This is a genomic window from Pseudomonas sp. BTN1 (assembly GCF_001907715.1).
GTDB classification, from domain to species: Bacteria; Pseudomonadota; Gammaproteobacteria; order Pseudomonadales; family Pseudomonadaceae; genus Aquipseudomonas; species Aquipseudomonas paracarnis.
In genome coordinates this window covers 58,696-72,711 of the sequence record NZ_MPBM01000006.1, presented here as the reverse complement: position 1 = coordinate 72,711, position 14,016 = coordinate 58,696, and the positions used below count along the sequence as shown (strand labels likewise).

The following is a 14,016-nucleotide window of genomic DNA, read 5'->3' as shown; positions in this document are numbered from 1 at the left end:
TAGCCTTACCGCGCTGAGTCCTTTATGCGGTGAACTCATGGATACGTTAACGAAAGCCGAAATCGAAACGGCCCTGTCCGCTCGCCTTCCCAAGTGCGCGGTCAAGTGCGCACTCAACGCGGACGGCAGCCTTTCAGTCACTGTAACGGCGCACGGTATGGACCAATTCACCATCGCCAACATCAACCGCGCCCACTATCACGGTGTTTCGGGGATCAACCGGCTTGTGCGGGAAATACGTGAAGAAATGGTCATCGCCAGACAGTCTTTCTGGCTGTCATCGGTGGGGTAACAGATATGCCAGACGCTACTGACGCAACGCTGCAACCGGTCAACATTCAATACCTGCATGACACGCTGTTCGGTGTGAACACGCTCGCCAGCGAATGCATGGGGCAACTTGTGCGCACTGCGCCCGCCGTGCAGTTGCGGCTTGCACCGCCATGGCCAAAGCTATTGCCGAAGGCCCACTGGATTAGCTTTGAATGGAATGGTCAGGCCTATCGTGGCGTGGTGCAGGAGGCTGAATCCTTGACCAACGGCGACTTGCTGATGGACATCGAACCGCAGCCGTAAACGCGCGCACTTGGCAGCATTAGGCGCGTTCACCGGCCATCGCCCGTTGGTGAAAATGCGGCAGCCATTTCAATGCATGAAGAGACGCGGCCAACTGCACCTGCTCACGAGAACCCATAAAGCGTTCCTTGCGACTGAACACACTCAGTGCCCCGCCGTTTCGATAGGCCCAGGCAAAACAGACAGTGCCTGGGGGAATGCCATCAATTCCATCCGGCCCCAGCAGGCCAGTGGTGGCGACCGCCACATCAGCGGGGCTGTCGCGCAGCGCGCCTTGGGCCATTTCCTGGGCGACCTCACAGCTGGTGAGATTGAAGGTATCGATGGTATAGCGACGCACGTTCAACAGCCGCTGTTTCGCTTCTGGCGAATACACCACGTACCCGCTTTCGATCCACGAACCGCTGCCGTCGACCTGCGAAAGCAAGGTGATGATCTTGCCTGCGGTACACGACTCCGCCGTCGTGATGACCAACTGATGGTGCTTGAGGTATTCAACGATAGAAGCAGCGACCGACATGCTGAGTGCTCCTGTGCAAGAGGGATTTGCTCATTGATTTTTGTCAAAAAAAACGATTTGTAAAAAAGAATTTCGAAATTCTGCTGGGGTCTACAGAGGAACATCCCCCAGGAGACAGCACCATGAAGTTCGCGAAATTCTGCCAAAAACTCTCCAACCAGGCGGGCAGCTCAAAAACCTTTCTGACAGCCGTCAGCTTGATTGCTGTTTGGGCGCTCACCGGGCCTTACTTTCATTACAACGACACCTGGCAGTTAATCATCAACACCTCCACTACCATCATCACCTTCCTGATGGTGTTCCTGATCCAGAATACCCAGAACCGCGACAACGATATTCTTCATCTGAAACTGGACGAGCTGATTCGTGCCACCAAAGAAGCTCACAATGCGGCGTTAAGCCTGGATAAGCTTGGGTCGCGAGAGTTGCAAAAATTGCGCGAGCAATACAGCAAGCTGGGGCAACCCAATGCGGCCGATGACATCAGGCAGGAGACAGATTCTCCAAGCGGCCCAATCTGAGCCCCACACCGGTCGGCGTACCTTGCACCGTCTATCAGGCTGCAAGGTACTCGGCCAATGTCGCGGCACAGGCCTGCACCGCCCCATCCAGAATCAATTCATAACCATGGGTATTTTCCGTTGGAATGGCCAGGCAGCCGGCGCGGGCGCAGGTCCCGTTACTCATGACCGCACTGGCATCCGAAGCGAAATCCACCAACAGCGCATATTGGGGGCTGTAGCCGCAGCGCTCTGCGGCAGCCGCCAGGTCGTTGACCACCGCCCGGGTGTAATAGCCTTTCTGGTCCCCCGTATTGATGATCGGGTCGACGGCCAGGCGCGTGCCGTATTCCTGCATGACCGGCCCCACCTCCACCGCGATGGTGGTGTCGCCGGGTAGCGTCGACGCGGCATACATTGCCCCGGCATTGCACTCCTCTTCGAGCGTGGTGAATACCAGATAGACATCCCTGGCCAACGCCTCCCGGCGCGAAGCCAGCAGCTGGGCTGTATGCAGAACGGCAGCAATCGGGGCGCGGTCATCCAGAAAATGCGCGGCAATGGCATCGCCCACTTGGAAGGGCTCACGCCAATGACGGCTCAGCACCACACGGCTTCCGGGCCGAATGCCGTACTCGCACAATGCCTGGGCAGTGCATCGCGTGATCACATGAACGTCGTTCCAGTGCACATCGCCCGAGAGCACATCAGCCCCTTGTGCCGTATTACTGGTGGCGTGCATCGAGCCAAAGGACAGCACGCCAGGAAGGATGCGTGCGCCCCCCAGGATATCCACCGGGCACACGCCAAAGTTGACCGGGTTGGCCCCACCCAGCGCCGTCACCCGCAACGTGCCATCCGCCTCGACACGTTTAACCACCATGGCGATTTCATCCATATGTGCCATGACTTTAACCGCACCGGCAGGCTCGGCATCGTTGTGCTTGCCCTTGATCAAACCCACCACATTACCCGCCCGATCGACCCAGGCCTCATCGCACAACGGCGTCAGGCTTTCCAGGCAAATGGCGCGCACCTCGTCTTCCTGACCGCCCGGCCCGCGTGCCCGGAGCAATTGGGTAAGCAGCGTCGACGCTCGATTTTCAGTCTTGTGCATGGGATGAACACCTCACTGGCAGGTAAGCAATTGCGCTGTCAGCGCCTCTATAAAAAACGACCTGATGAATGAGTGAGTGTTCAACTCAAAGCATTTTGAACGCCCTGTACGCGCGTCTTTCCAACGAGAACAGGATCAGCCCTGACGCAGATCCTCGAACGTGACCATACCGGCAACAGGAGGCAGCCGACCATGACTGACACCCCAACCCATCGAGTGACAAAATCCCTATCCGCCGCAGTTGCGCTGTCCCTGCTCAGCGCCTGCGCTGGCAACAACTCCCCCTCGAATGTCGAGGCCCCCGGAAAACCCACAACACCGTCGACCCAAACGCTGGAAGCCGGCGCCGCCCTGCTTCAATCACGCCCACCGATTGACGCACTGAACGCCTACCTGGACGGCTTTCACTTCTACAACGGCCATCCCGATGTACAAATGGAAGCCCATCACTACTGCGCAATCCTCAATGAGGAGGTCATCCAATGTGTGATCTACGACGGCAACCGCAAGGATGCCAAGCTGATGGGCGTGGAATACATCATCAGCGAGGCGCAATTCAACACGCTGCCCGCGCCTGAGAAGGCGCTGTGGCACAGCCATGTGCATGAAGTGAAGTCAGGGCAACTGGTCGCTCCGGGAATTCCTGAGGTGGCGGAACATGCGCTGATGGAAAAGCTGGTGCACACCTACGGCAAGACCTGGCACACCTGGCATACCGATCTCGACAAGCGCCTGCCGCTGGGTGTCCCGCAATTGATGATGGGGTTCACCGCTGACGGCCAGGCCGACCCGCGTATGGTCGCCGAGCGAGATAAACGCCTGGGCATCGACAGTGCCGACAAGAAAAAGGCTCGCGCCGATATCCCCGCGCCGCCCATTGCACCCGGTGCAGACGCGTGGCGCCAGGGCACGGTTATCCAGATCCCCGACCCGACCCAAAAGGCCTACTCACACTGACACCGCCATTCAGTCATTTGGATTGAACGATCATTTGCCGGCCCTTCTCTACCCAAGACCAGCCAAAGGAGGATGTCATGATGATTGATACCGCAACCGGAATGAGGCCTGGCGAGCGATACGCCGTGGAAAACCTGGAGCGCACCCCGAACTTCAGCGGGTTTTTCCTGGACGGAAAATACTACCTGGGCCCTGAACTGATGACGGCCGTCGGATGGCTTGAGGGCCAGACGTTTATCTATGATGAGCTCGACGCCACAGGCGAACCGGTATTTCCCGACCGCGTCGCTGGCACCCTCGAGAACCTGACCCTGGTACTGACTGACGGTACCCGCTTGCAACTGCACCCGGTGCCCGTCCACGTGCCCGAGGATTCGCCTGGCGTCATGCAGGCCAAGGGGAAACTGCACGGCAAGACCGTGGTGATCACCGGCGCCTCCAGTGGCATTGGTCGCGCGGCTGCTCACGCCTTTGCCGAGCAAAGTACCCGCTTGGTATTGGCGGCCCGAGATGAAAAGGCCTTGGGAGAGGTCGTCGAGGAATGCGCTGCGCGTGGCGCCGAGGCCATCGCCGTTAAAACCGATGTAACCCAGGGCGACCAGATGCGCGCCCTTGCCGAACAAGCGGCGGCCTTCGGCAATGGCCGCATCGATATCTGGATCAACAATGCCGGAGTAGGCGCCGTCGGCAGTTTCGAGGACACGCCCCTGGAAGCCCACGAACAGGTGCTGCAAACCGACCTGCTCGGGTACCTGCGCGGCGCCCACGTGGCGTGGCCCTATTTCAAAGCCCAGCACCGCGGCATTCTGATCAACACCTTGTCGCTGGGCAGTTGGGTAGCCCAGCCCTATGCCGTCGCCTACTCGGCCAGTAAATACGGCCTGCGCGGCCTGACTGAGGCACTGCGCGGCGAGCTGACTGACTACCCGGATATTCATGTGTGCGACATCTATCCCGCCGTGATGGACACACCGGGCTTTCGCGATGGCGGCAATTTTACCGGCCACACCTTGACGCCACCGCCACCGGTCTACGACCCACATAAAGTCGCGCAAGCGATGGTGGCCTGTGCGCTGCAACCGAGGGACAGCACCACGGTAGGCAGCGCTGCCACCGTGGCCCGCGTCGCGCATTTTTTGCTGCCCGGCTTTGCCCGGTTATCCGGTTGGCTCACCCGCCTCGGCCTGGAGCGCAGCCAGCGCGCCGCGACCTCTACGGGCAACCTCTACACCCCGGCAAGCGGCGAACGTCGTGTCGAAGACGGCTGGCGGCAAACCCGCCGTACGCCCTATGGGATGGTTGCAATAGGCGCAGCGCTGCTAGTGGGCGGCGTTGTCGTTGCGCGCAAATATTCGGCTCGTCACAAATGAAAACGGGGCAAATCCCGAATAGCAGCCAGTCAAGCACAACTCCTCTGTGGGAGCGGGCTTGCTCGCGAAGGCGTCGGTCCATTAAACATTGATGTGACTGATCCACCGCTTTCGCGAGCAAGCCCGCTCCCACATTTGATCTTCGTTGTTCCCTTTACATGAGGTAACCCAGCATGTCTTACGACTACCAAGGTATTGCCAGTGTCATCACTGCCTCGCGCCATCTTGGAACACCTTCAGATGAATGCCTTAACGAATCAAAAAACATCCAAATGACAAGTAGCGGTAAACCGACCATCGCGCGCCTGGACTTTGACACGCCAATGGATTGGCCAGGCAATCCCAACTTTATCACCGTCAATTTGCCCGACGGATCCTCCGTCAGCGGTGTCATCGCCGAGCTGCAACGCCCGGCCGATGGGCCCGGATGGGTCACCTTTACGGTAGATGATTAGGCTTCATCCATGCCTTGCGCCCAGTCATCGAATTGTCGGACAACTTATTTGAATTATTTTTGACGTCAAATATCTGTAGTTCATGAGTATCAAGGAGGCCTCATGAAACACAACGACCTATTCACTATCGAGTACCAGCTGCATGGCGAGCCCAAGTCCTTCATCGTGCGCGCACCGCGCATGGACAATGCCGAGGCTTGGCATTGGGCCAGTTGTGACGCTGGTGTGGCGGTGATCCCCAAATTCGGGCAACACACGTTCAAGCGTGTGTCCAAACCGATGGCGGAGAAATACGGCATTACCCAGGTGCGCTGGAGTGGCGCGGCACAGATTCAATGGGCGGAGGGCCTCAGAGGATGAACAGTCAGACTCTTGGTTACACAACTACAAACAGGCGGGACGACGAAGTCGCGCGAAATGCCGAGATGTTTTTCGAAGCGGATCGATTGGATGCGTTAGCGTACGAGATCATTGAGTCCTACAGCGGCGATGCGCAGACGTGGGCGCGCTTTACCGAGGCGAAGAAACGTGCGGATGCGCAGCGTACAGTGGCCTATCGGGAGTGGATGCGAATTCATCGTTCCAAGCGCAAATAACGTCAGCCTGTGGGAGCTGGCTTGGCTGCGATAGCGGCCTGACAACCCATCAGGATGTCAGGCCGAGTGTGTACCCCCTCGCGTTCACGCCCCTGACTCAGGGTCTGTCGAAGGCCCTCCGGGAGCAACACCGCCTTGCTCCTTTGCCTGTTGTCCGCCTGCCGGTGCCTGCGATTTATCGTTTCGCTTAGCCGCCGGCGGGCGCACCTTGCGCTCAGAAGGATTCGGTTCGTGGTGCTTCGAGGCTTCGCTCATACCGCCCTCCTCAATCACTGATCAAAGTATCGGCTTGCCACCCGTCACGCCGTAGCGTTCGCCGGAGATGTAGCTGCCTTCATCCGACGCCAGCAGCACATAGATCGGCGCCACTTCCACTGGCTGGCCTGGGCGTCCCAATGGGGTGTTGCCGCCAAAGTTTTTCACCATGTCCGGCGTCATCGTCGAGACGATCAACGGCGTCCAGATAGGCCCGGGTGCCACGCTGTTGACGCGAATCCCCCGCTCGCCGAGCATCTGCGCCAGGCCGGCGGTGAAGTTGGCAATCGCGCCCTTGGTGGCCGCATAGGGCAACAGGCTGGGGTTGGGCATATCGGAGTTGACCGAGCTGGTGTTGATGATCGAACTGCCTTCGGCCATATGCGGCAGCGCGGCCTTGCAGATGCGAAACATCGCGGTGATGTTGACGTTGAAGGTTTTCACCCAGTCCTCGTCGGGGATGTCTTCCAGCGATTGATAGGTCATCTGGAACGCTGCGTTGTTGACCAGCACATCGATGCGGCCGAACTTCTCCACGGTGTCGTTGACGATGGCCGTGCACTGCGCCGCATCGCCCAGGTCGCCGGGCAGTAACAGGCATTGACGACCCGCCGCCTCGACCCAGCGTGCGGTCTCCTTGGCGTCTTCATGTTCATCCAGATACGACACCGCCACGTCCGCGCCTTCACGTGCGAAGGCAATGGCCACGGCCCGTCCGATGCCGCTGTCGGCCCCGGTGACCAAGGCGATTTTATTGGCGAGCCGGCCCGAGCCTTGGTATGACTGCTCACCGCAATCGGGCATCGGGTCCATCTTGCGCTGCTCACCGGGTACGGGCTGTTGCTGGGCGTTGAAGGGTGGTTTTGGATAGCTGTTCATCAGAACGTCTCCTGGGTGGGTTTCTCTTTGCGAGGGTTCGCCAGGAAGCGAAGTTCAGACGGATTTTCAGAAAATCGGATAACCGTGCAACCGCGATGGCCACTCGTCAGTTTGATTAAACCTTCCGCAGGTTGCGTGCCTCAACCGGCAGTAAGTGGTCCGTCGAATGACCGGGTGGCTTCAAGGCTTTTTTTGTTGGCAGCAGGTTTTCAGCTATATTTCACTGTCGGTTCAGCCCTCGCCCTCGTTGTTCAAGTTCTTCCCTCTACACCCGTCTTCCTGTGCGCCGTTATCCAAGGTTGGTATTTATGAAGTCTGCCCCCCCGCGGTCCCCCAACGTTCCGCAACGCAAAGATCTGACCCCCAGTAACTTGAATTTCCCGGTGGTGGGTATCGGTGCCTCGGCGGGCGGGCTGCAAGCCGTGAAAGCGTTCTTCGAGCACATGCCCGGAGACTGCGGCATGGCCTTCGTGGTGGTCCTGCATCTTTCGCCCGACCATCAAAGCGTGGCAGACAAGATCATCCAGGAAACGACCCGCATGCCGGTGTCGCAGGTCAATGACACCACGACCATCGAAAAGAACCACGTGTACGTCATCTCGCCAGCACAGCTCTTGAAGATGAATGATGGCTACCTCGCGGTCTCACCTTCCGTGCGCGAAGGTGGACCGCACATTGCCATCGACCTGTTTTTTCGCGACCTGGCAGACACCCATAAAGAACGCGCGTTTTGCCTGATCCTGTCTGGTACCGGCTCAGACGGTGCGGTGGGGCTGTCGCGGATCAAAGAGCAAGGCGGTATCACCCTGGTACAGGCGCCGGAAGACGCCGAGTACGATGGCATGCCGCTGGCGGCCATCGAAACCCAGATGGTCGACCTGGTGCTGCCGGTGGTGGAAATGCCGCAAAAGCTGCTGGAACTGTGGCGCAATGCCCAGTCGATTGTGCTGCCCACCGCCAACGATCCTGAGATCAAGACCATCCCACCCAGCTCCGAACGCGATGCCGCCGTGGCCGAGCAGCTGTTGCTGGATATTCTGATCCAGTTGCGCGCTAGTACCGGGCATGACTTCAAGCATTACAAACGCGCCACGGTGTTGCGTCGTATCGAGCGGCGCTTGCAGGTCACGGCTCAACCCGATCTGGCCACCTATTACAACTTCCTCCAGGCCAACCCGGACGAAACCAAGGCGTTGCTGGGCGACATGCTGATTGGCGTGACCAACTTCTTCCGCGACCGCGAGGCCTTCGAAGCCCTTGAGCGGGACGTGATCCCCAACCTGGTGAAGTCACTGGAAGACAGCGTGCCGCACCGTGAGGAGGTGCGCATCTGGTCGGCGGGTTGCTCCACCGGCGAAGAGGCCTACAGCCTGGCGATGCTGGTGGCCGAGCAACTGGCGCTGGACGCCAGCGGTGCAAAGATGCAGGTGTTTGCCACCGATATAGATGAGCGGGCCATTACCCATGGCCGCAACGGCGTGTACCCCGAAGCGATCATCACCGACGTACCGCCTCAACGGTTGCGCCAGTACTTTGCCAAGGAGAAGAACCAGCACTACCGGGTGCGCAAGGAAATTCGCGAAAAGGTACTGTTCGCCAAACACAGCCTGTTGGCCGACCCACCGTTCTCGCAGATCGACCTGATCGTGTGCCGCAACCTGTTGATCTACCTGGACCGCGAAGTGCAACGCGACATCCTGCAAATGTTCCACTTCGCGTTGCGCCCCGGTGGCTACCTGTTCCTCGGCTCCTCGGAGTCGGCCGACGGCTGCCTGGACCTGTTTGTACCGGTGGACAAGCGCAACCGCATTTTCAGAGTGCGTGCCGGCTCGTCCGCCGTGCGCCGCGCCCCGACCATGCCGCGAGGCGGCTATCTGCGCCCGAGCGCCACGACGCTGGCGATTGAAACCAAGGCGCCCAGCAAGGTCTCGTTCGCAGACATCCATCTGCGCGCCCTGGAAAAAGCCGCGCCGCCCAGCGTTATCGTGAATATGCAGGCCGATATCCTGCACATGAGCGAAGGCGCTGGTCGATTCCTGCGCTACGTGGCCGGCGAGGTGACGCACAACCTGGTCACGCTGGTGCACCCCGATTTGCGCCTGGATATTCGCACCACGCTGTTCCAAGTCCAGCAATCGAATAACCCAGTGTCCTCACGCAAGATCCGCATCCAACGCGAGCAAGGCCCCTTCCTGGTGGACATCAGCGCCCGCCCCTACCGCGATGAAGCGACCGAAAACGACTACGTGCTGGTGATCTTTCAGGAAACCGCCGTCGACCCGTTGCTGCCCGACATCGACACCGTCACCCAGGCCGAAAACGCGATCATGAGCAACCTGGAGCGCGAGCTGCAACGCACCAAGTTGCACCTGCAGGACACCATCGAACAGGCGGAAGTCTCCAGCGAGGAACTCAAGGCCTCCAACGAAGAAATGCAGGCCGTCAACGAAGAACTGCGCTCGGCCACCGAGGAGCTGGAAACCAGCAAGGAAGAGTTGCAGTCGATCAACGAAGAACTGCTGACCGTCAATTTCGAGCTAAAGACCAAGGTGGAAGAGACGGACAAGGTCAACGATTACCTGACCAACCTGATCGCGTCCACCGACATCGCCACGGTCTTCGTCGACCGCAACATGCGTATCCGCTGGTTCACGCCACGGGCCACGGATATTTTCAGCATGCTGCCGGTGGACACCGGGCGCTCGTTGCTGGACATCACCCACCGCCTCAATTACCCGCAAATGACCGAAGACGCCGCCACCGTGTTTGAGTCCCTGAGCATGATCGAGCGGGAAATCAGCAGCAACGACGACCGCTGGTACATTGCGCGGTTGCTGCCCTACCGCTCCAGCGAAGATCACATTGATGGCACCGTGCTGACCTTCATTGATATCACCAAGCGGCGTCAGGCCGAAGAGGAACTGCGCCTGGGCGAGGAGCGCATGCGCCTGGTCGCCGAGAGCACCCATGACTTTGCCATCATCATCCTCGATGACCATGGCGCCATCACCGACTGGAACACCGGTGCCGAACTGATCTTCGGCTACACCAAGGACGAGGTGCTGGGCGCTTACTACGATCTGATTTTCTCCCCGGAAGACCGCACCGCTGGCGTGCCGGAGAAAGAACTGCGCACCGCCCGCGAACATGGGCGTGGCGAAGATGAACGCTGGCATGTGCGCAAGGACGGCAGCCGCTTCTATTGCAGCGGCGAGGTCACCCAGCTCAAGAGCAATAGTTTGCGCGGCTACGTCAAGATTGCCCGGGACCTTACCGGCCACAAACGCACCCAGGACGAACAGAATCAGCGCTTGAAGGAAACCCAGACCAACAGCCATCTCAAGGATGAGTTCTTCGCGGTGATGTCCCACGAACTCAAGCATCCGTTGAACCTGATCCAGCTGAACGCCGAACTGTTGCGGCGCTTGCCCGCCACCAAGGTCGCGGGCCCGGCCATCAAGGCGGTCAATACCATCTGCGAAGCGGTGTCCAGCCAGGCGCGGATCATTGACGACCTGCTGGATGTCGCCCGGGTTCGCACGGGCAAGCTGAAGCTGAAAAAGCAACCGATCGACCTGATTCGCACCGTCAAGGACATTCACAGCGTGGTGCTTGCCGACGGTCATCGTCGCCAGGTCAGCCTTCAAACCCCTTCGGTGCCGGGCCCGTTGATCGTTGACGTAGACCCGACGCGCATCGAGCAAGTGATCTGGAACCTGGTCAACAATGCCCTGAAATTCACTCCCGAGGACGGCCAGGTGCAGTTGGTAGTCAGCCGAACTGACGGGCGCGCACAACTGGATGTCATCGACAGCGGCGCAGGCCTGGCCGCAGACAGCCTGGAGAAAATCTTCGACCTGTTCGGGCAAGCGGAAAACCAGCACCAGACCCACCAGCGTGAAGGCCTGGGCATTGGCTTGTCGCTGGTACGGCAGTTGGTGGAGGCCCATGGTGGTTCGGTGAGTGTGCACTCGCGAGGGCTGGGCTTTGGTTGCACCTTCTCGATCTGGTTGCCGCTGTGCGAACAACAGAATCATCTGCTGGATAGCGGCGCTACCCAGCACGAAGATCAGCGCCTCAATGGCCTCAAGGTTTTACTGGTCGATGACTCAGCCGAAGTGCTTGAGGTGCTGAACATGCTGCTGGAAATGGAAGGCGCCGAAGTGAGCGCCTTCAGCGACCCTTTGAGCGCGCTTGAAACAGCCCGGGATGCCCAGTACGACATGATTATTTCGGACATCGGCATGCCGAAAATGAATGGCCATGAGTTGATGCAGAAGCTGCGTAAAGTAGGCCACCTTCGACAGGCTCCCGCCATTGCATTGACCGGCTACGGCGCAGGCAATGACCAGAAAAAGGCGACTGAATCGGGCTTTAATGCGCATGTCAGCAAGCCCGTGGGCCATGATTCGTTGATCACCTTGATCGAAAAACTGTGCCGCTCACGCCGGTAGGAGTGGAGCAGGCGTTCAAGGGTAGATGAACTGAGAAAAGCGCACGGACGCGCCCGTTTTTGGTCGCGACACCTGGGTATCCACACTGCCCACCGTGTCGCTGCGCAAGGTCAGGTACAACACGGCCTGGCCAGCGCTGTCACTCAGCATCCAGACGCTTACACCCTCCCCGGCAGCCCTGGCCTTGAGCGGCTGAGGCTGCAGCATCTCGATATTGAAGCCGCGCAGCAGTTCACCGCTCAACTCGACCTCCAGGGGTTCCTGGGCCTTGCCTTGCACATGAATCACCAGCCCATCGGAGGCGCCATTGCGCAAAAAGCGTTGGTACTCCACGCGCAACTGTCCATCGGCACTGCGCACTTGGCGGGTGCTCAGCGGCCCGCTGGAAAACAGGCCCGCCAGGCTCAGCCCCATCAGCACCAGCAGCGCGTACCAACCCACCCGCTCAAAGCGCCAGACCTTGCGCTGCAAGGCCATATCTTCCGGTACCGGGTAGTTGCGGCTCTGTAAGTCGTCGGGGCCTGGGTTGTTCATAGCGCGGCCCGGACTCAGCCCTTGCTGTGCTCGGGAGAAGACGGCCCCTTGGTGACACCCCTTGGGCCGGCAATCGCCCATATTGCGGCGCCCAGGAACGGCAGGACCACGACTATCGCACTCCAGCCTGCCTTGCTCGCCGAGGCGTTATCGCTGCGCCAGATGCTGTTGATGATCCACGCATCAAGCAGTACGAGGATCACTGCCAGGCCTATCCAGAAGTAAGTGGTTTGCATGATGCACCTCCAGGTTATGTAACTTTGGGTGCACAGGCGCAGGCAGGGTTCATTATTTTTAAGGGCCTACCGTTGGACTCATCGACACTGAGCAAGCAGACACCCAACAGCCCCATCGGACTCGCCGTCTTCGAGGCTGCTTTTGACAATCGCAGGGTGCCATTGCTGGATCTCACCAAACTTCTTCATCACGCTCCAGGCGCGTTGTGCACGGCGTTCAAAACAGCGGAGAATTCAACCATTGGCATCGTATGACCCTTTGAATAGACAGCCCGGCGATCCCGACATCAGGGGTGCCGGGATCGGTTGATGCTTACGCGTCGAACTGGTGATACACCTTGGCAATCACCTTCCAGACACCCTCAATTTTGATCAGTGTCAGGTAGTCGTTGTAATCGGCGCCAATCGCATCGTTTTCCATATCGACACGTACTACTGCGGTGCTCGGCGTAATTGCCAATACGTCAAGGCGAGTGGTGATTTGGGGTGCGCCGCCGTTCTTCGCAACGAAATCAAACAGCTTGTTGATCGGGCCGCCGAGCAACTCGCCATTGGTGAACCCATACATCACTGCGTCTTGATGGAAGGCTTGTGCAACGCCTTGAGCATTACCGGTACGCAGACCTTCCACGTACTGATTGGCTGTGGCGATGACAGCGTCGTACTCGTGGGTGGGTACTGCCTTGATATTCTTCGACATGCTTGTTTTTCCTTTCATGGGGGACGAGATGCCACACCGCTCGCCTGACATAGCCGAGGGGTCTTGCTGAATGAGTCAATGACCGCCGCCCGCTACCAATCCTGGCGCGTCGGCGAGATGATCAAGTCATTGACGGTGACGTTTTCCGGCTGGTTGAGCGCGTAAATCACTGCACGGGCGACATCGTCAGGCCCAATTGCAATCCGGTTCAGCGCCTGGGCAGCCTTGCGCCCCTGCGGATCACTGACCTTGTCCGCCCACCCTGTATTGATGACGCCAGGGCTGATCGTGTTAACGCGAATACCGTGCTGCACGCCAAGTTCTTTGCGCATGGACTCGGTCATGGCCTGGACGAAAAACTTGGTCGCACTGTAGACACCCGCATACGGCCCTACCTGATGCCCCGCAACAGAGTCCATATTGAGAATCTGCCCGGACTTCTGTTCCAACATGAACGGCAATACTGCAGCCGTCATGTTGAGGTAACCCTTGATGTTCACATCGATCATCTTTTCCCAATCCTGCACGGCCAGATCAACCCAACGGGAAAAAAGCATCAGGCCAGCGTTGTTCACCAGAATGTCGATGGCGCCGTATGTTTCACGGGCAAACCTGGCAAGTGCCTGGGTTTGATCCGGTTGAGTCACATCAGTAGTAAACGCGACCACCTCACTTGCGGCCTCGCGCAGGTCAGCGACGAAAGACTCCAACGCCTCTTCATCAAGGGCGGCGGCAACCACACGCGCACCTTGCGCTACCAGCGCCCGGGTGGTTGCCGCGCCGATGCCTGAGGATGCGCCCGTGACGATGACTACCTTGTTTTGCAGGTAATTCATGTTCAATACCTTTTTGCAATGAATGCTATTG

The 14,016-nt window shown here is 58.9% G+C and carries 16 protein-coding genes; 9 read left to right on the top strand and 7 right to left on the bottom strand.

What is annotated here, in order from left to right; genetic code table 11:
* Nucleotides 1-37 precede the first annotated feature (37 nt).
* Both BMH52_RS02400 and BMH52_RS02395 read left to right on the top strand, forming a co-directional pair.
* On the top strand, nt 38-292 hold the full coding sequence (locus tag BMH52_RS02400) for a hypothetical protein (protein WP_014718023.1): 255 nt from the start codon (nt 38-40) through the stop codon (nt 290-292).
* A gap of 5 nt (nt 293-297) precedes the next feature.
* Complete coding sequence (locus tag BMH52_RS02395; protein WP_014718022.1) at nt 298-576, top strand: hypothetical protein; 279 nt, start codon at nt 298-300, stop codon at nt 574-576.
* 19 nt (nt 577-595) lie between these two features.
* Here BMH52_RS02395 and BMH52_RS02390 read toward each other — a convergent pair whose 3' ends face one another.
* Nucleotides 596-1,096 carry a CinA family protein gene (locus BMH52_RS02390; protein WP_019821476.1) on the bottom strand — a complete coding sequence of 167 codons (501 nt, stop codon included), beginning with the start codon at nt 1,094-1,096 and terminating at the stop codon, nt 596-598.
* Nucleotides 1,097-1,218: 122 nt separating this feature from the next.
* Between BMH52_RS02390 and BMH52_RS02385 the strand changes: the two genes are divergently transcribed.
* Complete coding sequence (locus tag BMH52_RS02385; RefSeq protein ID WP_060767481.1) at nt 1,219-1,617, top strand: low affinity iron permease family protein; 399 nt, start codon at nt 1,219-1,221, stop codon at nt 1,615-1,617.
* 34 nt (nt 1,618-1,651) lie between these two features.
* Here BMH52_RS02385 and BMH52_RS02380 read toward each other — a convergent pair whose 3' ends face one another.
* On the bottom strand, nt 1,652-2,713 hold the full coding sequence (locus BMH52_RS02380) for a M28 family peptidase (RefSeq protein ID WP_072435633.1): 1,062 nt from the start codon (nt 2,711-2,713) through the stop codon (nt 1,652-1,654).
* 192 nt (nt 2,714-2,905) lie between these two features.
* On the opposite strand from BMH52_RS02380, the gene BMH52_RS02375 reads away from it, so the two are divergent.
* The 5 genes from BMH52_RS02375 to BMH52_RS02355 all read left to right on the top strand — a co-directional run bounded on the left by BMH52_RS02375 (nt 2,906) and on the right by BMH52_RS02355 (nt 6,091).
* Nucleotides 2,906-3,670, top strand: coding sequence for an OBAP family protein (locus BMH52_RS02375; RefSeq protein WP_073842823.1), 765 nt, complete (start codon nt 2,906-2,908; stop codon nt 3,668-3,670).
* An 80-nt stretch (nt 3,671-3,750) separates the two neighbouring features.
* Nucleotides 3,751-5,040 (top strand): SDR family oxidoreductase, encoded by a 1,290-nt coding sequence (locus BMH52_RS02370; RefSeq protein WP_073842847.1) that lies wholly within the window; start codon nt 3,751-3,753, stop codon nt 5,038-5,040.
* 173 nt (nt 5,041-5,213) lie between these two features.
* On the top strand, nt 5,214-5,495 hold the full coding sequence (locus BMH52_RS02365) for a hypothetical protein (RefSeq protein WP_073842821.1): 282 nt from the start codon (nt 5,214-5,216) through the stop codon (nt 5,493-5,495).
* 102 nt (nt 5,496-5,597) lie between these two features.
* Nucleotides 5,598-5,855, top strand: coding sequence for a DUF6555 family protein (locus tag BMH52_RS02360; RefSeq protein ID WP_003190423.1), 258 nt, complete (start codon nt 5,598-5,600; stop codon nt 5,853-5,855).
* On the top strand, nt 5,852-6,091 hold the full coding sequence (locus tag BMH52_RS02355) for a hypothetical protein (protein ID WP_032892362.1): 240 nt from the start codon (nt 5,852-5,854) through the stop codon (nt 6,089-6,091). The genes BMH52_RS02360 and BMH52_RS02355 overlap by 4 nt, the downstream gene beginning before the upstream one ends.
* 276 nt (nt 6,092-6,367) lie before the next feature.
* On the opposite strand, the gene BMH52_RS02350 is transcribed toward BMH52_RS02355, so the two are convergent.
* The gene (locus tag BMH52_RS02350; RefSeq protein WP_014718015.1) at nt 6,368-7,225 is read right to left on the bottom strand and encodes an SDR family oxidoreductase; all 858 of its coding nucleotides are present in this window, start codon (nt 7,223-7,225) and stop codon (nt 6,368-6,370) included.
* A 308-nt stretch (nt 7,226-7,533) separates the two neighbouring features.
* Here BMH52_RS02350 and BMH52_RS02345 point away from each other — a divergent pair, with 308 nt between their 5' ends.
* The gene (locus BMH52_RS02345) at nt 7,534-11,679 is read left to right on the top strand and encodes a CheR family methyltransferase (protein WP_073842819.1); all 4,146 of its coding nucleotides are present in this window, start codon (nt 7,534-7,536) and stop codon (nt 11,677-11,679) included.
* A gap of 15 nt (nt 11,680-11,694) precedes the next feature.
* On the opposite strand, the gene BMH52_RS02340 is transcribed toward BMH52_RS02345, so the two are convergent.
* From BMH52_RS02340 to BMH52_RS02320, 4 genes are all read right to left on the bottom strand, one after another.
* Nucleotides 11,695-12,213: a hypothetical protein gene (locus BMH52_RS02340; RefSeq protein WP_072435637.1), complete on the bottom strand. Its 519-nt coding sequence runs from the start codon at nt 12,211-12,213 to the stop codon at nt 11,695-11,697.
* A 14-nt stretch (nt 12,214-12,227) separates the two neighbouring features.
* Entirely contained in the window at nt 12,228-12,449 is a 222-nt protein-coding gene (locus BMH52_RS02335) for a PLDc N-terminal domain-containing protein (RefSeq protein WP_073842817.1), read from the bottom strand.
* 313 nt (nt 12,450-12,762) lie between these two features.
* Nucleotides 12,763-13,149 carry a nuclear transport factor 2 family protein gene (locus BMH52_RS02325; protein ID WP_073842815.1) on the bottom strand — a complete coding sequence of 129 codons (387 nt, stop codon included), beginning with the start codon at nt 13,147-13,149 and terminating at the stop codon, nt 12,763-12,765.
* A gap of 92 nt (nt 13,150-13,241) precedes the next feature.
* Nucleotides 13,242-13,985, bottom strand: a complete 744-nt coding sequence (locus BMH52_RS02320) for an SDR family oxidoreductase (RefSeq protein ID WP_072435640.1) — start codon at nt 13,983-13,985, stop codon at nt 13,242-13,244.
* Nucleotides 13,986-14,016 lie beyond the last annotated feature (31 nt).